Origin of the sequence: Paenibacillus sp. FSL P2-0089, assembly GCF_038595095.1 — a bacterium.
In the GTDB taxonomy this organism is placed as follows: Bacteria; Bacillota; Bacilli; order Paenibacillales; family Paenibacillaceae; genus Paenibacillus_AQ; species Paenibacillus_AQ silagei.
Genome location: NZ_CP152006.1, coordinates 215,584 through 237,688, shown reverse-complemented (window position 1 = coordinate 237,688; position 22,105 = coordinate 215,584). Strand labels below are relative to the sequence as shown.

At 55.9% G+C, this 22,105-nt stretch carries 19 protein-coding genes; 6 read left to right on the top strand and 13 right to left on the bottom strand.

Going from position 1 to position 22,105, the window contains the following annotated elements; all coding sequences use genetic code 11:
- Positions 1-2 precede the first annotated feature (2 nt).
- Positions 3-686 carry a helix-turn-helix domain-containing protein gene (locus NST69_RS00990; protein WP_342548234.1) on the top strand — a complete coding sequence of 228 codons (684 nt, stop codon included), beginning with the start codon at positions 3-5 and terminating at the stop codon, positions 684-686.
- A gap of 504 nt (positions 687-1,190) precedes the next feature.
- Here NST69_RS00990 and NST69_RS00985 read toward each other — a convergent pair.
- From NST69_RS00985 to NST69_RS00955, 7 genes are all read right to left on the bottom strand, one after another.
- Entirely contained in the window at positions 1,191-1,655 is a 465-nt protein-coding gene (locus tag NST69_RS00985) for a DUF420 domain-containing protein (RefSeq protein ID WP_342548233.1), read from the bottom strand.
- Positions 1,656-1,691: 36 nt separating this feature from the next.
- The gene (gene ctaG, locus NST69_RS00980) at positions 1,692-2,600 is read right to left on the bottom strand and encodes a cytochrome c oxidase assembly factor CtaG (protein ID WP_036722317.1); all 909 of its coding nucleotides are present in this window, start codon (positions 2,598-2,600) and stop codon (positions 1,692-1,694) included.
- A gap of 28 nt (positions 2,601-2,628) precedes the next feature.
- Entirely contained in the window at positions 2,629-2,952 is a 324-nt protein-coding gene (locus NST69_RS00975; RefSeq protein ID WP_036722158.1) for a cytochrome C oxidase subunit IV family protein, read from the bottom strand.
- Positions 2,953-2,956: 4 nt separating this feature from the next.
- Entirely contained in the window at positions 2,957-3,583 is a 627-nt protein-coding gene (locus NST69_RS00970) for a cytochrome (ubi)quinol oxidase subunit III (protein ID WP_036722156.1), read from the bottom strand.
- Between the two features lie 6 nt (positions 3,584-3,589).
- Entirely contained in the window at positions 3,590-5,428 is a 1,839-nt protein-coding gene (gene ctaD / locus NST69_RS00965) for a cytochrome c oxidase subunit I (RefSeq protein WP_076086550.1), read from the bottom strand.
- A 128-nt stretch (positions 5,429-5,556) separates the two neighbouring features.
- Positions 5,557-6,606 carry a cytochrome c oxidase subunit II gene (gene coxB, locus NST69_RS00960; protein ID WP_209877254.1) on the bottom strand — a complete coding sequence of 350 codons (1,050 nt, stop codon included), beginning with the start codon at positions 6,604-6,606 and terminating at the stop codon, positions 5,557-5,559.
- Positions 6,607-7,022: 416 nt separating this feature from the next.
- Positions 7,023-7,211, bottom strand: coding sequence for a hypothetical protein (locus NST69_RS00955; RefSeq protein WP_019913840.1), 189 nt, complete (start codon positions 7,209-7,211; stop codon positions 7,023-7,025).
- Positions 7,212-7,737: 526 nt separating this feature from the next.
- Between NST69_RS00955 and NST69_RS00950 the strand changes: the two genes are divergently transcribed.
- Positions 7,738-8,076 (top strand): hypothetical protein, encoded by a 339-nt coding sequence (locus NST69_RS00950; RefSeq protein WP_076086522.1) that lies wholly within the window; start codon positions 7,738-7,740, stop codon positions 8,074-8,076.
- Between the two features lie 104 nt (positions 8,077-8,180).
- A complete protein-coding gene (locus tag NST69_RS00945; RefSeq protein WP_342548232.1) occupies positions 8,181-9,122 on the top strand; it encodes a diacylglycerol kinase family protein in 942 nt (313 codons plus the stop codon).
- 552 nt (positions 9,123-9,674) lie between these two features.
- On the opposite strand, the gene NST69_RS00940 is transcribed toward NST69_RS00945, so the two are convergent.
- Genes NST69_RS00940 through NST69_RS00930 form a run of 3 tightly spaced genes read right to left on the bottom strand, consistent with a single transcriptional unit; the run spans position 9,675 to position 11,715 of the window.
- Positions 9,675-9,980 (bottom strand): hypothetical protein, encoded by a 306-nt coding sequence (locus NST69_RS00940; RefSeq protein WP_036722149.1) that lies wholly within the window; start codon positions 9,978-9,980, stop codon positions 9,675-9,677.
- A gap of 49 nt (positions 9,981-10,029) precedes the next feature.
- Entirely contained in the window at positions 10,030-10,848 is an 819-nt protein-coding gene (locus NST69_RS00935) for a TrmB family transcriptional regulator (protein WP_036722147.1), read from the bottom strand.
- Between the two features lie 36 nt (positions 10,849-10,884).
- The gene (locus NST69_RS00930; RefSeq protein ID WP_036722144.1) at positions 10,885-11,715 is read right to left on the bottom strand and encodes a zinc ribbon domain-containing protein; all 831 of its coding nucleotides are present in this window, start codon (positions 11,713-11,715) and stop codon (positions 10,885-10,887) included.
- A 278-nt stretch (positions 11,716-11,993) separates the two neighbouring features.
- Here NST69_RS00930 and NST69_RS00925 point away from each other — a divergent pair, with 278 nt between their 5' ends.
- Together NST69_RS00925 and NST69_RS00920 are read left to right on the top strand one after the other, a co-directional pair.
- A complete protein-coding gene (locus NST69_RS00925) occupies positions 11,994-12,368 on the top strand; it encodes a hypothetical protein (RefSeq protein ID WP_036722142.1) in 375 nt (124 codons plus the stop codon).
- Between the two features lie 284 nt (positions 12,369-12,652).
- On the top strand, positions 12,653-13,315 hold the full coding sequence (locus NST69_RS00920) for a GTP pyrophosphokinase family protein (protein WP_051477780.1): 663 nt from the start codon (positions 12,653-12,655) through the stop codon (positions 13,313-13,315).
- A gap of 770 nt (positions 13,316-14,085) precedes the next feature.
- Here the strand turns inward: NST69_RS00920 and NST69_RS00915 are convergent.
- The 3 genes from NST69_RS00915 to NST69_RS00905 form a co-directional block, all read right to left on the bottom strand.
- Entirely contained in the window at positions 14,086-15,042 is a 957-nt protein-coding gene (locus tag NST69_RS00915; RefSeq protein WP_342548231.1) for a hypothetical protein, read from the bottom strand.
- A gap of 39 nt (positions 15,043-15,081) precedes the next feature.
- Positions 15,082-18,171: a DEAD/DEAH box helicase gene (locus tag NST69_RS00910; protein ID WP_339253246.1), complete on the bottom strand. Its 3,090-nt coding sequence runs from the start codon at positions 18,169-18,171 to the stop codon at positions 15,082-15,084.
- 379 nt (positions 18,172-18,550) lie between these two features.
- On the bottom strand, positions 18,551-21,001 hold the full coding sequence (locus NST69_RS00905) for a TIM-barrel domain-containing protein (RefSeq protein ID WP_340978366.1): 2,451 nt from the start codon (positions 20,999-21,001) through the stop codon (positions 18,551-18,553).
- 198 nt (positions 21,002-21,199) lie between these two features.
- On the opposite strand from NST69_RS00905, the gene NST69_RS00900 reads away from it, so the two are divergent.
- Positions 21,200-21,964: a tryptophan-rich sensory protein gene (locus NST69_RS00900; RefSeq protein WP_340978365.1), complete on the top strand. Its 765-nt coding sequence runs from the start codon at positions 21,200-21,202 to the stop codon at positions 21,962-21,964.
- Positions 21,965-22,105 lie beyond the last annotated feature (141 nt).

Below are 22,105 nucleotides of genomic sequence, written 5' to 3'. Positions count from 1 at the left end.
TGATGTATATGTTTAATGTGGCAGAGAAGGAAATTGCATTGTCGGAAGCCTTGGTGATCTCGGAGGTATTCAAGACACATCTTCATGAGACCGAAACACAGATGTCATTGTTTATTAAGGCTTTGGCCAATTACATTGAAAGGAACTCCATTCATAATCCTTCAGAAGTGCTTCAGGCCGTGGACAGTCATTTGGTTCACGGTAATTCCGAGCAGGCTCTGCAACGGGTGCTAATCCACATGGTTACTATAGGGATGGAGGCTGAAGTATTAAGCACTAAAGTCTACACAACAGGAGATGTCGCTCGATTCTTCGGGGTAAGTATTGCTACGATCCATAATTGGATTGCACTTGGGCGATTTGACGGTGTTGAAAAAGGAGAGCGTTACAAACAAATTAGATTTCCTGAGAACGCAGTTTATACTTCTCCTACTGGAATGAAGTCAGCTATAGCAGAGGTTGCAAAACGTTATGAAGCAGAGCAAATACGTTCAGGCAGAAATAAAGAAATGACAGCAGCTGAGGAAATGGCTGAAATACTTAATGCTGTCGTTCATTTTGAAAAAAAATATGGCGGAACATTCGAAGAGACACTGGGCAAAAAAACTGATTTAACCCCAGAACAATCTCGGGACGCAGTACAATGGTCCAGTCTGCTGTACCCCATTGAAAGGAAATGGAACTGAATACTCGCCCCCCATAATTAGCACATAGTTACGTAACCAGTCGGCCCGCTTACCTTTGCACCCGCCTAATGTGTTCGGTTTTTCGACTACATTTCGCCTGCACCCTCGCCGCACGCCTAATGTGTTCGGTTTTTCGACTACATTTCGCCTGCACCCTCGCCGCACGCCAATGTGTTCGGTTTTTCGACTACATTTCGCCTGCACGCTCGCCGCCAGCCCAATGTAATCGATTTTTCGATTACATTTCGCACGCACACCCTCCGCCAGCCCAATGTGATCGGTTTTTCGATTACATTCCGCACGCACACCCTCCGCCAGCCCAATGTGATCGGTTTTTCGATTACATTCCGCACGCGCGCTCGCCGCCAGCTCAATGTAATCGGTTTTTCGATTACATTCGGCCCACTCCAAGCCCCTAATCCCCAAAAAAGCCCGCCCCTCCCCCGCAGCAGCGGCAGATGGACAGGCTTTTCCCCTATGATCCAGGGCTTCTCTTCCCTCGGCCTAAGCGCCCAGGATGATTTCCCAGACCGGCTTCGTATGTCCGCCCGGATAGAGCATGTACAGCAGCACATAGACAGCGACTCCGGTGATGGCGGTGATGAACCAGATGACAGAGGTCACTCTGCCCCACTTGCGGTGCTTGGCATACTTGGCCTTGAAGCCGAGCGTCAGCGTAGTGATGCCGAATACAGCAGCGACGGTAGCCAGTACAATGTGGAAGATCAGGAAGACATGGTAGATCGTCGTCAGCTCATCCGGTCCTCCCCAGGAGGTATTGCCTACGAACACCGTTCTTGACGAGTACACCAGGAAGAACAGAATCGCTGCCACCGCAGCCGCAATCATCGTCTTCTTGTGCGCCTCGCGTTTGCCTTGAATGATCTGTCTCCAGCCGATGGCCACCAGCACCGCACTTATGACGATGAACGATGTACTGATCGTAGGAAACAATGTGAAAATATCCATGAATATCCCCCTCGGTACTTACCAGCTCATTATAGTTCAGACCTCCTCCGCCAGGGCAGAGGGTGACGCGGACACTTCTGTGTCCTCTTGTCCATTCTCTTTTTTATACCAATGATAGAACACATAAGCAAGCATCGAGGCGAAAATAAATTCCTGAATGAACTTCATCACGATGCCGCCGACCTGCTGATCTACCTTGGGGGACAGAGATCCGAAGAAGCCGGGACCGCCAAAAGCCTGCAATAATGCAGCCGGACTCTGCGGTACACAGTAGCCCATCGCCTTCGCCCAGGTGCCCGGGTCGCTATACGTAGCATAGAGGGGGGAGCCCGCAAAAATAATCAGCCCGCAGGCTGGTGTCAGCAGCACCATGTTCAGGAAGATGAAGCCCACCTGCCCCAGACCGCTAAGCGCCCGGTATTCCGGCAAGGGGTTGATCAGATTCCACCACATCAGCGCCGAGGTCAGGAACAGGATGCCATAATACAGACGGTGAACGGTGAAATGCAGCATGACATAATCATGGATGGCGGGGATGTGGTAGAGCGAGAAGAGGCCATTGAAGAGCAGGGCCGCCACCACCGGCTTAGCGAGAAAAGCCAGCCCCTTCAGCGGATTGACCCGCAGCAGGGCGCGCCAGCACCAGTCGGGGATACCAAGCATAATTAGCGGGACCGCCACCAGATAGGATAAGGCCATACTCACCATATGGAAGGAAAATAAGATATGTCCCAGCAGACTGACAGGTCCTCCCTGCGCAAGATAGAGGGCCAGCATTCCGCATAAGAACAGCCCCCTCCGCCAGAAGGGGACTGCAGTGCTGCCCTCAAAACGGGAGGCCAGCGGACCGATCAGCACAAAATATCCGGCAGTCAGGAGGAGCATCAGGGCCAGAAACAACGGACTCCATAGTTCCGTAAAGCTGAAATATTGCAATCCCGGTATCATCCTCAAGACCTCCCCGGAGATAGAATCAATCCCACCATACCCAATAGAGCGCCATTACAATACAGGTGCCTGCGATAAAAAAGCCGCCCAGCATGAAGATAATCGGGAGCATATGCCCTTTGTCCTTCAGATGCATCCAGAAGCCCATCTGCAGGAACACCTGCAGCACAGCCATTACCAGCAGCAGGATAATCGCAAAGGTAGCATTCACCCCTCCGGCCGCCACCGCGGCAAAGGCGATCAGCGTCAGCACCACGGAGAACACAAACACCACAATATGCCGCTGCGGTCCTTCCGGACGGTGCCGGTGCTTCACCGCAGAATCTGAAGAAGGCTGCTTCGTCGTCATGGCTTCACCCCACCTTTCCGAGCAGGTATACGACTGTGAAGATAAAGACCCACACCACATCAATGAAATGCCAATACATCGCTGAGACATAGATCTTCGGTGCAGTAACGACCGTCAAGCCTTTATGCGCCAATTGCCCGATCAGCACGGAGATCCACAGAATCCCGAAGGCGACATGGGCACCATGGAACCCGACCAGCGTATAAAAGGCCGAGCTGAACGCACTCGTCGTCATCCCGAATTCCTCATGCCGGATATATACACTGAACTCGTAGATCTCCAGGATCAGGAAGGCAAGGCCGAGCAGGACAGTCACCACCAGCCAGTTCCGTAGCTGGGCCACATTTCCCCGGTGCATGGCCTGAATGGCGAACACACTGGTCAGACTGCTGACCAGGAGGAGGAAGGTCGCTGCCGCGACCAGCGGCAGATGGAATAGCTCAGCCGCCGAGGGTCCCTCATTCGTCTGATTACGCAGCGCCAGGAAGGTAGCGAACAGGGTGCCGAAGAGCACCGCTTCCCCTCCGAGGAACAGCCAGAAGGCCAGCACTTTATTGCGTCCTTCCAGGGTCGCTTTCTCGGGTTCATGCGGGAGTGTACCGTCCGCCGCTTCAGCATGTGCCGTTGTCATCTCTGCTCACCTTCCTTCCAGCTCTTCGGGTTCAATATGCCAGCCGTGATCGTCGAACAGCGACCGCATCAGCATCGATCCGAAGGTAATAAGAAGCCCCAGCGCTGTAACAATATAATTATTGAACAGGAAGCTCATGATGCTGCTGCTGAATTCATCGCGGCTGAACATGAAGCCAAGGCCCGCAATGAAGATACCGACGGACATCAGGAACGGCAGAATCGTAGCCGACGGCATATGAATCGGACCAATCGGCTCCGCCGGGGTCATGGCCTTATGCCCGGCCATTTTCTCTTTCCAGAAAGCATCCAGGCCCCGCACCAGCGGCGTCTGCTTGAAGTTATATTCCGGCGGCGGCGAAGGGATCGTCCATTCCAGGGTCCGCCCGTCTTCCCACGGGTCTTCCGGCGCATCCGCCGGTCGTCTGGAGGTCAAGAACACATTTACAAGGAAGATAATCATGCCCACTCCCATCAGGAACGCCCCCACCGTACTGACCAGGTTGAGCGTATCGAACTGCTGGTTCGGCAAATAGGTAAATACGCGCCGCTGCATCCCCATCAGTCCCAGGAAATGCTGCACGAAGAACGTTAAGTGGAACCCGATAATGAAGGTCCAGAAGGTCCACTTGCCCAAGGATTCGCTAAGCATCCGCCCGAACATCTTCGGCCACCAGTAGTGCAGCCCGGCGAACAGCCCGAGCACCAGACCGCCAACGATTACATAGTGGAAATGCGCCACCACGAAGTACGTATCATGGAACTGGAAGTCCGCCGGCGCGGAGGCCAGCATCACCCCGGTTACTCCGCCCATCGTGAAGGTAGGAATGAACCCGGCCGCGAACAGATTCGGGGTCGTGAACCGTACCTGTCCGCCCCACATGGTGAACAGCCAGTTGAAGATTTTGATCCCGGTCGGGACGGCAATCAGCATCGTAGAGACGGAGAACAAGGCGTTCGCGACCGGACCGAGGCCGGTGGTGAACATATGATGCGCCCAGACCATGAAGCCCAGGAAGGCGATCAGAATTGTCGCGAAGACCATGGAGCTGTACCCGAACAGCCGCTTGCGCGAGAAGGTCGGAATGACCTCGGAGATGATGCCGAAGGCCGGGAGAATCAGAATATACACTTCGGGATGCCCGAAGATCCAGAAGATATGCTGCCACAGCACGGGATTGCCCCCTCCGGCAACATTGAAGAAATTGGCGTCCAGAATCCGGTCGAAGGTAAGCAGGACAAGTCCTACGGTAACCGCAGGGAATGCAAACAGAATAATGGCTGAGGTAATGAAGGTAGCCCAGGCGAACATCGGCATCCGCATGAAGGACATCCCCGGTGCACGCATCGTGATGATGGTAGCCAGGAAGTTAATCCCGCCAATCAGTGTGCCGAGTCCGGCAATCTGCAGCCCTATCGTATAAAAGTCCACTCCGTGTGAGGGACTGTAGCCCGTGCTTGAAAGTGGGGTATAGGCCGTCCAGCCCGCATCCGGCGCGCCGCCCATCACCCAGCTCAAGTTAAGCAAGAGACCGCCGAACAGGAAGGTCCAGAAGCCCAGCGAGTTGAGAAAAGGAAAGGCGACATCCCGCGCGCCGATCTGCAGCGGAATCACCGCATTCATCAGCGCGAAAATAACCGGCATGACTCCTAGAAAGATCATGGTCGTGCCGTGCATCGTAATCAGCTCGTTGAAGGTCTGGGCATCCAGGAAGGTATTCATCGGCTTAATCAGCTGAATACGGATCAGGATCGCCTCCAGGCCGCCAATGCCGAAGAAAAGGCCGCCGGCCCATAGATACAGGATGGCTATTTTTTTGTGGTCGACGGTGGTAATCCAGTCCATCAGCCCGGTATGCCGCTTGGCGCTGTGGCCGGGCTGCAAGGGCTGGGAGGGCTGCAAGGATTGCGCTGCGTGAGCCAAGGTATGTACCCCCTTATCAAATATGCTGCTTCCGCTTCAGTCATAGGCCCCTATTCCAGCGTATAACCGGCCAGATATTCGGCAATGCCGTCGATCTCTTCATCACTTAAGCCCATATCCTTCGGGTTCGGCATTTTGTTGCCGGGCTTCACGCTCTGCGGATCATGCAGCCAAGTCTTCAGATTCTCAAGGACCGGCGCCCCGTCTTCTCGAGTGTCATCATTAAGCAGAATTCCTGCAACCGATTCACGGGAGCCGATTCCGGTCAGGCTTGGAGCCACCGGTGATGCAGGCATGCTGCCTATCGCATGGCAAGTCAGGCACTGGGACTTGAATTTCTCAGCCAGTACTGGATCTTCCGGCATCACCGACTCCGGCGCCTTCATTGAAGCCACCCACTTGTCAAAGGCCTCACCGCTGACCGACTTCACCTTAAACTCCATGAACCCGTGGGAGGGTCCGCACAGCTCCGCGCATTTCCCCCGGTAAACGCCTTCATTCGGTGCACTGAAGCTGAAGCGGTTCACCGTGCCGTCGGGATTGGTGTCCATTTTCCCGGCCAGCGAGGGTACCCAGAAGGAATGCAGCACATCCTTGGTGCTGAGCTCAAAGGCAATGTGCTTACCTGTAGGAATAATCAGATCCTGCGCGGTCGTTATTCCGTAATCCGTATATTCGAACTCCCACCAGTACTGGTGGCCGGTCACCTTGACCTTGATGGCGTCCTTGTCATCCGAATGATCATTGCCGGCAGCGAATACCACCTTCACCGTAGGAATCGCCAGCACAATGACGAGAATAAGCGGGATGACCGTCCATAGCACCTCCAGTTTGAAGCTGCCCTCCACCTGCTTCGGAATCTCATCCTGATCCTTCTTCCGGCGGAAGCGAATCCATACATAAGCCGCAATGGAGAAGACGATCAGCAGCACCACAATCATGATCGTGATCGACAGCTTCATCAGTCCGTAAGAGCTTTCCGCTACGGGTCCCTGCGGTCTGAGTACCGACAAGTCCTCCCGCCCGCATCCGGCCAGAAGGAGTCCAAGTGCTGCTGTCATGGGAAGAAGCCGCTTACCAGCCTGCCACGTTTTCATCATTGATCTACCCCGCTTTTCCCGAATTCGTAGATTAGAGTATTTTCCTGTCAATTATAACAATCACTATTAATATAAGTTCGGTCTACGTTTTTGTCAATCGTTCACAACAAATTCACATAATCATTTTGAAGTCGCGGAAAGCTTGTCAATACTGATTTTATAAGCGCTTTCAATTTTCCCGGAAAACTGTTAAACTACTTTTGAAGCGTATTCATATGTATTTGTGTCTAAACATTCATTTGACATACGAAGATGATCTGCAAAATGCATACAAAAAAAACCGATTCCAGAAGCAGAAGGCTGCCCGGGCACGGTTTATGAGAATCCTCATGGATGTTATCGCTTGAATGTAGATTAAATGTATAGTTGTCGGCATCAAACAGCACGAAACAGAATCACTCTCTCTGCCCGCTTCTTCAGGAGACGGAAGAATTCATTCTAACCAGCTCATGCTCCACAACCATGGTCAGCTCTTCCTCGTATCCTCCCGTGATCCGATACTTCCGGACGTACTCTTTCACAAATTTCTTGGGATCTTTGGGCCGGAAAATACGTGTCATTTCCCGCAGACTTTCCTTGACTTCGTTATGACCTTTACTTGCCATGATCAGTTCCCTCCCAAAACATTGAAAATGAATGCTCCGTTGTAGAGAATGCATGATGAAAAGTTCGCCGTAACCTTGAAATGCAAGTAAGAAACCATTACACATACGCGGCTTGCATTACCCGTCCAGACTACCATTCCATGAACTTGGAAATCCGCCTTGCCGGTGAAGCAGGTTCGTCGTGATTTGGGCTGAGAGTAAGGATGTCCCACTGCAAAGACACCTTGACACTTTAATTACCCGAAGAGCCACTTGCTGAATCACTCCTTTCGGGCCTTATCGTTATATTGTATCATATTCCAGATTAACTTCCACCTTTCCATGTAAAAATGCAAATGGAAATTTTTTATAGTATATGCTTGACCTCCCGTTTGGGAACCTACTCATAGTATGCCCCCTATCCCCAAAAATTATTGGACAGCATTCCGCACAGCTCATACTTTGCCCGGACACCTCATAGGCTTGTAGGGAAGAAGCACGAATAATCTTTGCCTTTTTCTTCTACAATCCAAGGAGAGTGAGCCCTTTGTCGCCTTTCAGATCTTCGACCGGACTGCCCGATAACCTTGCCGCCGCCTTGTGTTATTTCTTCCCGTTCATCGGGGCGATTATTTTCCTTGCACTGGAGAAGCGCAGCCGCTTTGTCCTGTTCCACTCGCTTCAATCCCTGATTGCCTTCGGAGTCCTTATGATCGCCCATGTGCTCAGCGGCTTCATTCCGCTTCTCGGTAATCTGGCAGGCGCCCTGATCTCCCTATGCAGCTTCGCAGTCTGGCTCCTGATGATCTACCATGCCCTTGGCAGCAGATGGTTCAAGCTCCCCTGGGTGGGAGAGATCGCCGAAAGCCAGCTGCGGCAGCTGTAGCTGTAGATGTAGCTCCGCGCAGCAGAAAATAGTTTCCCTTTTGCCTGCCCGCTCCTTACAATGGGATAAGACATGCAGGAATCTACAGGCTGGGGGAAGCATCCATGTATTTGTTCATCATAAATCCCCGCTCCGGCGGCGGGGCGGGACGGCGGACCTGGCACACCGTACAGGCCTTGCTTGCGGCGCGGACTGTTTCGTATGAAGCGCTGTTCACCCAGAGCGCTGACAGTGCAGAGAGTCAGGTGCTGCAGGCGCTTGCCCGCCGCGAGGACTGGCGCGCCGCCATCATTGTCGGCGGCGACGGCACGATCCACAGTGTGCTGGGCGCACTGCGGCGCAGAGGGGTCCCGCTGGGAGTTATCCCGGCGGGTTCGGGCAATGACACCGCGCGCGGGTTCAGCATCCCGCTCGCGCCTGAGGCTGCGCTGGACACCGCGCTGCAGGAACACTGCATCGAAGCCGATCTGCTTAACGCGGCAGGTGGTCTCACCCTGACCGCGGTCGCCAGCGGCTTCGACGCGCAGGTGGCCGTCAATGTGAACGGCAGCCGCTATAAGCGGCTGTGCAACGCCATTGGCGCCGGGCGCCTAGCCTATATCATCGGCGTGCTGCATACGCTGATGACCTTCAAGCCCTGCCGCGTCAGCGTGACCTGCGACGGCAAGGAGCAGGCCTTCGACCAGGCGTGGCTGGTCTCGGTCTGCAACCTGCCCAGCTACGGCGGCGGGCTGCTGATCTGCCCGCTGGCGGAATCAGGCGACGGCCTGCTTGACGTCTGCGTCGTGCACGGGGTCAGCCGCGGGCAATTGCTGCGGCTGTTCCCGACGGTGGTGAAGGGCAGGCACACGAAGCTGCCCTATGTCACGATGCTGCGCGGACGCAGCGTAGCCGTGCACTTCGCGCAGCCGCGCCACGCCATCGGCGACGGCGAAGCACTCGGCACAGCGCCGCTGGCCGTGGCTTGCGAGCCGGGCGCGCTGCGCGTGCTCTCGCCGCTGGCGGCAGCTGCCGGCGCCGCGGGGTCCTGCCGCGCGGGCGGCTAGGCCGGACGCGGCGGGACAGGCGCGGCGGGGTATATATGTGGCTCCGCGTAACGGACTGAGGCGCTCTTATTCTGGATGAAAGTCATAAATCAGGCAGGTAACGGACCGCATGGAGCTTATTCTCTGAAATACTGCTCTTAAGTATCGTTTTGAGCTACCTTAAGGTCTCCTCGGTCCGATAAGACATCAAAAGCGGTGTTTTCCAGGGGATAAGGTCTCTCAGGTCCGATAGGAGCAGATTGGTCCGGCTAATGAAGAAGTTGGAATAATATTTCCCAACACAAAAAGCAGGCCCCGGGTATTCCCCTAGGCCTGCTTTTTGTTACATATTTCACGTTTCCGCCGGGTCCGTTTCCTGCTTCGTGCAGGAACAGACCTTGATCACAAAGATATCTTCCGCTAGCAGTTGTAATTCTGCTGGCCAAGCTGAACCGGCTTTGCCGTCCTTTTAAAGGACGGTACCGTTTCAGCGAGAAAGATAAGGATAATTATAGCGCGAAGCATATAAATTCTTATCTTTGGACAAAAACCGCTGGAACCCCGCTGCTCCGGTTATATCCCGGTTGGCTTCTGGGGCAGCAGGTTGCCGACAATCGACTTCAGCTCACCCTCCGTCGTGCTGCTTTTCTTCCCGTTGTCAAAGCTGGTAATGCGGATCTCGGAATAACTTTCTCCCGGAGCCACGGGCTTGAAAATCCATTTCTCCCGGTTATCCAGCCGGACGTTGAACTTCATGTCCTTGAACATCTCCACCAGCTCCCGCTCTCCCGGGGTCTTGCCCTCTTCCAGGAACAGCAGTCCGCGCAGCGGCTTGACGCCCTCTGCATGCTGCACTTCAAAATGTACAATACACTCCATGCTTGTCACCTCCCTTGCTTAGTGAACTTGGGCACTTACTATTGCAGCCCTATTCCTCCGGCTCTTCCCCCGATTCCTCCTGATCATGCAGCACATATTTGCTGTAGATCCGGCTATAGCGCTCCCCGTAGCGTCGCTGCAGTTCGGGGCCCATATCTTCCTCCAGCTCGAACAATACCAATTCCTGTGTAAAAGATTTGAGCAGCAGCTCCACAAGCACTGGATGCTCGGTAATCACGGCTTGGGCGCTCCCGTCCTCATAACGCATGCCGAGCATGCACCAGCTCCGGTCCACGACGAAGGAGAACTTCCGGCCTCCGCTGCGTTCCGGCTTCCCCGGCAGGGGCGGCCATACCGGATAAGGTGCCGGCACAGCATCACCGCCGTCAAAAGCCCACAGCAGCTTCACTCCGCGCTTCTCCGCCTGCTCAAGCTCACTGCGCAGCAGCGAGGCTTCCTCCCGCCATACATCCACTACAATCTCCTGGGCGGCAAGATTCAGCTGGCGGACCAGCTCTCCTATGACATTCCGGTCACCCTCCACGTTGTAGAAGGAGGGGCTGACCGGACCTCCGCGCGGCATTTCACTCTCCATATAGGCGAGCGAGGCCTGCACCCGGCCGGATATCATCGTGGCCAGCTCTTCCGGGTCCAGTACACTGTAGCGTGCCGGCTCCCCTTCTCCGCAGCGCACGTAGCCTTGCTGAGTCAGGCGCTGAAGCGCCGCATATACGTTCGATCTTGATACTCCTAGCTGCTTAGCCACTTCGTAGCCCGAAGCCTGGCCCTTGGTGGCCAGCTCAACCATAATTTTGGATTCCATCTCTGTGAAACCCAAATTGCGCAGATGCAGCAGCAACTGTTCCATCTATGTTGTCCCCCTAAGCTGTCAGTACTACACTGTCTATATTTGCTCCGAGCCGCAGCGCGGGCACCACATGGAGCCCTTCGGCAGATCGGCGCGGCAGATCTGGCAATTCACAATCTCCCGTGTATCCGCGTCTCCGGCTACCCGCTCTTCGGCTGGCTCACTTGCCTTCCAGTCCCTGATCCGGCGGTCCAGCTCCAGTTGCCGCTCCCGTTCCCGTTCCAGTTCATCTGCCTCCCGGCGGCTCCGGTCAGAACCTGAAGCCATCCGGTCCGCATCCTCCAGCTCTGCCTCTTCTTCCAGTTCAGGCAGCACCTCCGCATACTGCACACGTGCTTCGGGTCTTCTGGCCAGCTCCCGTTCCGCTTCGGTCAGCTCTTCCTCACCGTAGTACTGGTCTTCCTCATCTTCATGCTCCAGCACCGTATGTACGGTAACCACAGGCGGTGCTGCGGTAGCGGCGGCGGCCGAAGACGGCTCTTTACGCAGTGAAATCTCCTTATCTTCCGGCTTGCGTGCTTCCAGCTTACGTCCGCAATGCGGACAGAAATTGGCATCCAGCCCTACGATCTGACCGCAGGCACACAAGCGTTCATTTCTCAATTCGGCAATTCTTGAGCGTACGTCCTCGATCTGCTCCTGCAGCTTGTTACAGCCCCGCGCAAGCTCGATCATCTGGCCTTCAGCCACCGACATATCCCTTGAACGATATCCCTCATAGAACAGCTTCCCCATTTTCAGAAATTCAACCTGCATCTCATGCTCAATATCCGAAATCTGCCCATTCAGCTTGCTCACTTCCACCGAGCTTTGCGCTTTTTCACTCACCCGGCTGGCACCGTCTTTAATGCGTTGCAGTAAATTCATTGTAGTTCCTCCTTCTCCAGAGTGAGAATAGGCTGATTCGCAGCCGCGTATATCCTTACATTCCGATTGCCGCCCCACGCAGCAGCGGAAACGTGATTCTATCATACCAAAAGTCCACGGCAGATTCATTATTTGTCGTCATGTGGTAAATACCAAGTAGAGGCGGTTAGCGTTCTTATTGGAATGAGTATGCTGCGGAAGAAGCAATCATACATATTGCCTTCTGCTGGATCCGTTCCTGCGTACCCGTACATTATCGAATGATGGAGGGATGAATTGTGCCTGACGATAACCTTAACCGATATTTCGTCTCTGTGAATCACGGTCTGATTCAGGAAGAGAGAGGCGACTCCAGTGAGTACGAGGTTCTGCTGTCCAGTGACGGGTTGACTGTGCTTCAGGATCTTCTGGCCGATCTGGCCAGCGGGGATGACTACGCCTTCCGGCGTGCTCTGGTTCCCTACAAGTCAGCCGATCATGATGATGCCGCGGAGCAGTTCGATGACACCACCATCCGCCTGTTCCAGTATCTGCACGACCATGGCACTGACGAGACCCGCCTTCAGATCGAAGGCTTGAACGTCCTGCAGAAGCTGGAGAATACAGGCTATCAGGATGAAGGCTACGGCACAGGCTCTCCCACCAACAAATAAGAATGAACGGAGCTGCGCCATAAGGACGGCCTAAAGCCTATACTGAGCTAATACGCGCCGGAGGGAAGAATGTTTCTCTTCGGTCAGGGTTACGGTTTTATTTTGCTTCCGGGGCTGTACATCGGTTAAAATAGAATCAGAACCGCAGCTAGCGCTGTATAAGATTGCCGTAGTCATCCATTCATGGTCTACAGTCACAAATAACGAAAACCGGGAGAGTTTCAGTGGAAGAATATGATAGTACACAAGTAACATTGAACAAGTTGCAGGTCCATGTGAAGGATATGCAGAAGTGGCAGATTAACGAGGATTTTGCCAAGCAGGTTGAGAATTTCAAGGCTTTGCCGGCGCTGTACCGTCATGCTCTGAATGAGCTTGAGAATAAAATCGATATCATCCGGACCGAGTGGCAGGTGCGTGACGGCTTCAGCCCGATTGAGCATGTGAAGTGCCGGATCAAAGAACCGAAGAGCATTGTGCAAAAAATGCAGCGTAAGGGCTATGAGCTTAACCTGGATAATATGGAACAGCACATCCATGATATTGCGGGGATGCGGATTGTCTGCGCCTTCGTGAAGGATATCTACCGGCTGGTGGACCACCTGTGCGCCCGCGAGGATATCCGTGTGCTTGAGATTAAGGATTATATTGCTCACCCGAAGCCGAACGGCTACCAGAGCCTGCACCTTATCGTGGCTATACCGCTGGTACTGCTTGATGGCACCCGCTGGGTGAAGGCAGAAATGCAGCTGCGTACGTTAGCCATGGATTTCTGGGCCAGCATGGAGCATATTCTCTACTATAAATTCGACAAACAGCTGCCCTCCCATGTGGCCGAGGAGCTGAAGGAAGCCGCCCGTGCTGCCGATGAGCTGGACCAGAAGATGCTCCGCCTGCGCCGGGAGATCCTGGAGCTGTCAGAAGGCAGCGGCGGCAACGAGTCTTAATTGCGCTTGTTGCCGTAGTATAAGTGAATAACATAACCAAGCAGACATAATCTTAGGGTAAAATGGCTGCAGCCAGGTCGTTATCCGGCTACTAGAGGGGCACTTGTGTGCTCCTCTTTTGTTTTGCTCACTTCTTTCTGGCGATCAGGACGGAAGTGAGGTGCTCTTCTGCCACTTCTTCTGCCCCTCATTCCCACTCCCCGCCCAGGTTGGGTCAATTCAGGGGCACTTCTGCCCCTCATTCCGGCCTACCGCACGGTTTGGGCCAATTCAGGGGCACTTCTGCCCCTCATTCCCGCCTACCGCCCCGTTTGGGCCAATTCAGGGGCACTTCTGCTCCTCATTCCCGCCTACCGCACGGTTTGGGCCATTTCAGGGGCACTTCTGCTCCTCATTCCCGCCTACCGCACGGTTTGAGCCAATTCAGGGGCACTTCTGCCCCTCATTCCCGCCTGCTGAATAGTAGCAAAATGTCCGCACGCCGACTTCTGGCTGATCCAGAGGGATTTATCCACTTTATTCCCGTGCAGCCACCTCGCAACCTACCCGGCGCACTGCTCTCAAAACTAATGTTACTTGGTAAAACAACTCTTACATTCGAGCCCGGCATCCGATTCATTTCCACCAGTTGGCCTAGTTTACCCTCTACATTACTTAAAGAGCAGTTTCAGTCGCCGCATAAACAATTTAGCCTATAGCTCATTCATTCCCACCACACCTATCCATGCAACCCGGAGCTTACTCAAGCCCCATCTCACGAACCCGCGCAGCTACAGCTTATTCAAGCCCGCCGCGCGCTTCGCAGCAGCTTCCGAGACCCGGCGCATCAGCAGCGCAAGCCCTTCACGCGCCTTGGGTGTCTGTGGCAGGAGTGCGCTCCAATCCTCCTCCGGCTCCATTACCTCAGGCATAGCCGGAAACGGACGTGAGGATATCTCGTGAAACAGCGGCCCCGGCTGGTGTAGAGAGCCTTCAGCCGCTGCCTCAGCCAGCCACTCTCCAGAGGATACGGCCGGACCCTTGCGCTCCAGCCGGGCCAGCTCGGACGCGAGCGACACAGCCGCAGGCGCGTCTTCTTCAGCGCTCCGCTCGTTCTCCTGCTCCGCCCACAAGGCGAATACGCCGGAGAGCAGCTCTTCCTTGGACAGTCCGCGCAGGGCGAACGCAAGCAGCGGCTCCTGGGTCAGCTGCTGCCGGACCCGCTGCACCAGCTCCTCAGCAGGCAACAGACCCGTGCCCTGTTCCTCTGCAGCCAGCCTCAGCTCGTCATCTACAGGCAGCAGCTCCAGTGCAGCAAGCCCGCCATTCAGGCTGCCTTGCAGCAGATCATACAATTCGCCCGGATGCGCAGCGAGCTGATGCAGCACTTCATTCTTCCTGGCGGGTGTCCACTGCGGAATACGCAGAGTAACAGCCTCCCTCTGCGCCTGCGGTAGTGGCGCCTGCTGTCCTTGCCGTACCTGCGGCACTGCTTCCACCCGCTCTTTTTGCCCTTGCTGCACCAGTTGCTTATTCTCCACCCGCTCTCCCTGCACCAGCTGCTTTTTCTCCGCTTGCTCTCCTTGCCGCACCGGCTCCGCCCGCTGGCCCTGTTCCCCTTGCTTCTCTATCTCTGCTCCGGCTTTGCTGCTGCGTCTGTCTGCTCCTTCAGCAGCAGGCCCCACACTCCCGATGGCCTTAATGACCCCGGGCAGCACCTCCAGCCGCAGCTCCAGCAGCTCATTCATAGATGTTGCCTCCTTCTGCCTTACAATGTATTGCCCTGTTTACATCCAGTCCTGTCCCTGGAGTTCAATCAGCTCTTTGAGCTCATGGTTAGACATCTCGGTCAACCAGTTCTCGCCGGAGCCGACGACCTGCTCGGACAGGCTTTTTTTGCGTTCAATCAGCTCGTCGATCCGCTCCTCCAGCGTTCCCTGGCAGATCAGCTTATGCACCTGTACATTCTTATGTTGTCCAATCCGGAAGGCGCGGTCCGTCGCCTGATTCTCTACAGCCGGGTTCCACCAGCGGTCATAGTGCAGCACATGATTCGCCCGTGTCAGATTGAGGCCTACGCCTCCCGCCTTAAGCGACAGAACGAAGAAGGCCGGACCGTCCCCCTCTTGAAAAGCATGCACCATCTCGTCGCGCTCACGCTTCGAGATGCCGCCATGCAGGAACAGCGGCGTCTGCCCGTATCGTCTGGCCAGCCGGCTGACCAGCAGTTCGCCCATCGCTACATACTGGGTGAAGATCAGCGCCGATTCGCCAAGCTCAGAGATGCTGTCGAGCAACTCGAACATGACGTCCATTTTGCCCGAAGGCTCACTTCGCAGGCTCCGCCCCTCGTCCTTGCGGAACAGCTGGGGATGATCGCAGATCTGCTTCAGCTTGGTCAGGGAAGACAGCACCAGTCCCCGCCGGGCCATGCCCGAACGCTCGCCGATGACGCCTAGCATCTCATCCACAACCCCCTGATACAGCGCGGCCTGGGTCTCCGTAAGCGGACAATAGGACTTCAGCTCAAGCTTCTCCGGCAGATCCTTCGAGATATCCGGGTCACTCTTGAGACGCCGCAGCAGGAAGGGCGAGACCAGCCGGTGCAGCTCACGCAGCCGTTCGCCGCCCTCTCCCGACACATAACGCTGGCGGAAGGAATGATACGTCCCCAGATAACCTGGGTTGAGAAAATGAAAAATCGACCACAGCTCGCCCAGCCGGTTCTCCACCGGAGTCCCGGTCATTGCGATCCGGTGCGGCGCGCTCAGCTTCATGACGCTCTGCGCCTGCTTGGTGCGGTGATTCTTGATGTATTGCGCTTCATCCAGCACAACCGTGGACCAGCGCACCCCGGCCAGATCCTCGCTGTCCCGGCCCGCCAGATGGTAGGTAGTTAGCACAATCTCATGGCTGGCCGCCAGTTCCCTGAATCCTTCACCGCGCACCCGCCGCCCTCCATGGTGAATATGCAAGCTAAGCGAAGGGGCGAAGCGCTGCAATTCCCGCTGCCAGTTGCCCAGCAGCGAAGTCGGGCAGAGGATCAGCACAGGCTCCTGCTTCTCGCCCGGCGGGGCATTCAGCGCCCGGTCGAGCAGGCAGGTGATGACCTGCACGGTTTTGCCGAGGCCCATGTCATCAGCCAGGCAGACGCCGAAGCCGAGATTGCTGAGTGCCGTAAGCCACTGATAACCCCGCTCCTGATATGGCCGTAGCGTTCCGTTCAGATCCTCCGGCACCGGACGCAGCGGCATCCCGCGCAGCACATCGCCGTGCATGAGGGAGGCCAACAGGCCAGAGGTCTCCATGCCGGTAACCGACATTCCCTTCCACAGCCGCTCTTCACCATCTTCAGCCTCCAGGCGCATCCAGTCGGCTGCGGTCATCTCTCCGCTCTCACCACGCTTAATATATCTCAGGACCTGACGAACTTCCTTCGGGTCCACTTCAATCCATTCTCCCCGGAAGCGCACAAATGGCACGCCTGCTTCCACCAGGGCATTCAGTTCCTCCTCTGTGATGTCTGAATCTCCCAGAGAGGCTTCAATACGGAAAGAGATCAGCTCTTCCATACCCAGCGCAGACTGCACCGGGCCATCCGCTGCACCCGCCGGGGGCTGCATCTTCATTCTCATGCCGATCCGCCGCCGTCCCTCCCGGCTCCAGCGCGAAGGCATCTGCACGGTAATTCCCCGTTCCCGCAGCTGCTGCACGCTCTCCTTCAGGAAGAAATACAGCCGCTCCGGCGGCAGCTCAATCCCGCGCGGGGCCGGTTCAGCCAGCGAGCGCCGGATGTCCGGCGAACTCTTCGCCGCCCGTCCCAGCGCAGCCAGAAGCTGCTGCTGAATATTGCGGTAACGCTTGCCCCATAGGGTGAATTCCCGCTCCCGGCTGCTCCACACCGCTTCCGCCGGAATCCAGAATTCCCCCTCCTCCCGGCTCTCCGCCCAGAAGGTCAGCTGCCACAGCTCGCTCTCCTCCGCCGGAGGCTCCAGCCGCAGGCCCAGGCTTAGCTGTCCGCTGCGGGCCTCCTCGGTCTCGAAATGCGGCACCTCATGGCCCGCCGTCTCGTTCACCACTGCCAGCAGCTCCGTTACCTCAGCCGGAGTCCCCTGCACGGGGATATCCCGGCTGCCCGTGAGCAGACTGTTCCACCACAGCTCCGTCAGCGGAGAATAGCCGCGGCGGTAATTGGCCTTATACGGCGACAGCACGCTCTCATGGGCGGCAACCACATTCTTGATCTCGGCGGTCATGACCGCCTGCAGGAAGGAATACAGCACATACCCGCCCGCTTCCTCCCGCGAGGACAGGTCGCCTTCCTCAGCTACGTGTGTGCCAAGTGCAAGCACCGGCATGGAAGCCGCCATCTGCAGGAAGAACTCCTTATCCGCCTCTTCCCGGAACGCCGGTGACCAGCATACGGCAGCGGCCTGTTCGCCGCCGCGCCGCCGCGAACCGATCTTGCGCGGCGGCTGGGCGCCGGGCACAATCCCGCCCTTGCCCATCAGCTCCAGCGCGAAGCGGGCGGCTGCCGACCAGTAGCGCAGCTCCCCCCCGGGTTCAATGCCCTGGGCACGGCTCGCCTGCTCATCCCAAGCCAGCAGCAGCTCGAAGGCATCCTTCGGCGACAGCGCCAGCCCTTCCAGCGTGCGTCCGGGCAGTCCGCGCCGCGCCGGTTTGCCCTCCACGGCGGCGGCCGCAGGATACTTCACTTCCGCCAGCCGCAGTGCAGCACCCGCAAAAGGACGCCAGCCGCTGCGGAGCTCCAGCCGTTTGATCACGCGTGTCCATGCGTCCACCTTCGGCTCGGAGGTTTCGCCCGAGAAGCAGAATAATACGTCCCCTAACCATATTGCATACAGATGCTTAATCATTGTTGGTTAATCTCCATTCTTGTGAGCAAACAGCAAGAGCAGCCCTTCCAATCCGGAAGACTGCCTCCTGCTGCGCGAGAAATATATTATGAAGCTGCACCGGCAGCAATAGCTCTAGCCGTACAGCCTTCCTGTTACGTTGTCTGCTGCAACTTTTTCTTCATCCCTTCATCTTATACGAAAAAGCCTATATTTAAAAACTTTTCTGCACATTTTCTGTGATTTTCAGCAGATTGTTGTTCAGATCAGGCGATTACTGTCCAGATAGCGTTGCAGCAGAAAGAACCGGCCCGCCCTCTCCAGGCTAGCCGGTCCTGAAATCCTGTGCAGCAACTCGTGCTGGACTACCAAAATCTGACGGGCTACATCTACCTGCCCTCTAATCCGTACCTGCCAGAATCCGCAGCTCCCCGCCCCCGGCAGCATCCGCTACCTGAACGATGATCGCGCCGTTCTTGCCGTTCCGGGCCCAGCCCAGCGCCCCCTCATTCAGCTGCTCCAGGCTAATCTCTGCCAGTCCCTCCACCGCAGCGACAGTGAAGAACGGATAGCAGAGCGCGAAGCGGAGCGTCTCCCGGCGCGGCTTATAATCATGCACCGCATACGCCCACTTCAGTGCAAGCAGACCTTCCCCGCCTTCGGCCTGCACGGCAAGCTCCGTACACTGCCCCTTGCGGTAGCTGAAGCTGTGGCCGTCATCCTCATACAGCTTGAAGGACGAAGAGAAGCCCGCAGCCGCTTCCGCCCCGTAGAGGTGGAAGATGATCTTCTCCTCCGTGTCCTCCAGCGCATACTGTCTCAGCGGGCCTTCAGCCACGAAGCTGCCGGCCTTCACATACATCGGCATGATGTGCAGCGGTGCAGCCGCAAGAATATGCCGTCCGCCTTCGTGAATCTCTCCGTCCCAATAATCCAGCCAGCGGCCTTCCGGCAGATAGACAGAGCGGTGATCCGTATCCGGGCGGTAGACCGGGGCAATCAGCACATTTTCACCCAGCAGGAACTGGTCACACAGGTTACTGACATGCGGATCACGCGGATATTCAAGCACCAGCGGACGGATGACAGGCAGACCACTCTTCTCCGCCTCATGAAAAAGATTATACAAATGCGGCATCCAGCGGTACCTCAGTCCGATGAATTCACGCAGAATCCCTTCCACCTCTTCCCCAAAGGACCACGGCTCCTGGCGCAGCGTCCCGATGGAGGAGTGATTGCGGCAGTATGGGAAAAAGACGCCCATCTGCGTCCACCGCACCAGCAGCTGCGCCGACGTATGATGGGCGAACCCGCCGATATCCGGCCCCGAGAAGGCCAGCCCGGACAGCCCCATGTTGAGCACCATCGGCATCGCCATCGCCATGTGCTCCCAGAAGCTGCGGTTATCGCCGGTCCATACGGCTGCATAGCGCTGGATGCCCGCATACCCCGCACGGGTCAGCACAAAGGGACGCTCACCCCCCATATGCTCGGCCAGCCCTTCATAGGTCGCTTTGGACATCATCATCCCGTACAGGTTATGGTATTCCTCATGCGTCACCGGCCGCCCGTTGTTGAAATGCATCACATCAAGATCCATCGTCTTGGTCTCATTGAAGACCGCAGGCTCGTTCATATCGTTCCAGATGCCCTGAATGCCAAGCTCTGTGTAGTATTTGTGCAAATCTCCCCACCACTCGGCGGTCCGGCTGTCGCTGAAATCAGGAAAGGCACTGATCCCCGGCCACACCTCACCGAAGAAAATATCGCCCTCCAGGCGGCGGCAGAAATGCTTCTCCAGCACCCCTTGCTTATACACCTCGTATTTGGGGTCTTTTTTGACGCCGGGATCTACAATCGGGACAATGCGCACACCCAGCTCCGCAAGCTCCGAGATCATTTTCTGCGGATCAGGGAAGTTGACAGGGTCGAAGGTGAATACGCGGTACTCGTCCATATAGTGGATATCCAGATAGATCACATCGCATGGGATATTCTTCTCACGGAAGGTCTTGGCCAGCTGCAGCACCTCCTGCTGATTCATGTAACTGTAGCGGGACTGGTGATAACCGAGCGCCCACTTAGGCGGAAGTGCGATCCGGCCGGTGAGCGTGGTGTATCTTCGGACGACATCCTTCATCTCGGGCCCATTAATGAAATAGATATCGTAAGCTCCCGTAGAACAGCCAATGGTAAAAGCAACGCCGTGCGAGCGCATGTCAAAATCACTCCGGCCCGTATTATCCAGAAACAGCCCGTAGGAGAGGTCACCGTGCATGTGGATAATGAGCGGTATCGACTCATAGAGCGCTTCAATCTCCGGCAGATGAGGGGCGAACACATCGGTGTTCCAGTTCGTATAACGCTCCCCGCGTTTGTCCAGGAAGCTTGATTTCTCACCCAGTCCGTAGAAATGCGAGTCCGGCTGCATATCATATTCCGCATGGCTTGCGCCGCGCGGGTTCCAGCTCGCCAGATTCTGCTGCATGATCACTTTTCCGGATGTATTCTCCACACGGAGCAGAAACGAGGCCTTCTCAATAATTAGCCGGATAGCGCCTGTAGAAAAAATGAGCTGCTCCTCCGTCTCCTCTACCGGAAACAGATGCGGAATACAGCACTCCTTCAGCACAGCCTCCGAGGTGGTCAGGTCCGGTACCTTGCTATGGAAGACCTTCATCCGGAACATATCATCGCTCAGGAAGATAAAAGCCATCCCGGCGCATTCCCCCCGGACGATGTAGATATTCTCGGAGCGTTCCCAGGACACCACGCTGCCCGGCGTGTTCCAGGTCTCCTTCATCACCATCGGCCCCATCTTCTCGGGGCGTATCGCCTCACTGCTCTCCATGAATCTTCTCTCCCTTCGCTGCTTGCTGATCTACTTCTTGACTACATATTACCCCGGGCCTAAGGAATACTATCCGCGATTCTTATGACCAATTGGTCATTTTTTTTGCCGGATTAGTCTTAATTGCCGCCACAGCGGGTATATTCTATATAGGCCAAGGTCAAAACGTAGTTATCAAACAAGTTAGGGAGTGGTCATATGACTAGAACTAATCCTTATAAGTGGGGGAATTTACTGCTCTTCCTCGGCGTCATTGCCGTCAATACCCTTTCGGTCGTCCTGCCGCTTGGCGGGAACAGCACCGCCGAAATCTCGGACAGGTATCATACGTACCTCACACCGGCCGGATATGCTTTTTCCATCTGGTCCCTGATCTATCTGCTGCTGGCCGGATTCATTATTTATCAGTTCCGCAGCGATACCGGGGGCAGGGATTCCGTCCAGCGGATCGGGATTTGGTTCATGCTCAGCTGTCTCTTCAATATGGGCTGGCTGCTCCTCTGGCATTACCTGTACATTGAGCTGTCGCTGGTGGCGATGGTGCTTCTGCTGCTCTCCCTGATCGTCATTTACCGCAAAACCCGCTTCATCGCAGATCCCACGACAGGCGAGAAATGGCTCGTGAAGCTGCCGTTCAGCCTCTACCTCAGCTGGATCTCGGTAGCCACCATCGTCAATGTCAGCGTTGTGCTGGTGAAGAACGACTGGGGAGGCTTCGGACTCAGCGGCCCGTTCTGGGCCGTCATCATGCTCTGCGTCGGTGCTGTGCTCGCTGTGCTGGTAAGCTTCCCGTACCGGGACAGCATCTATCCGCTCGTCTTCGTCTGGGCCTATATCGCCATTGCTATCGAGCATAAGGACACGAATGAGGTGTATTTCACCGGCCTGATTGCAGCAGGCCTTCTCTTGCTCTACAGTATCTGGCTGCTGCTGACTCCGCGCCGTTCCCGCAGCAGATACTAAATAAATTGAACTAATGGTTTTCTATTTTGGGATTAGCCGTGACTCCAGAGAAGTTTTGATTCAAGTTCAATCTATGTAGATATGCTTATATATGCACGCAAAATCCCCCGCACGCCTGATTCACGTGCGGGGGATTTCGTT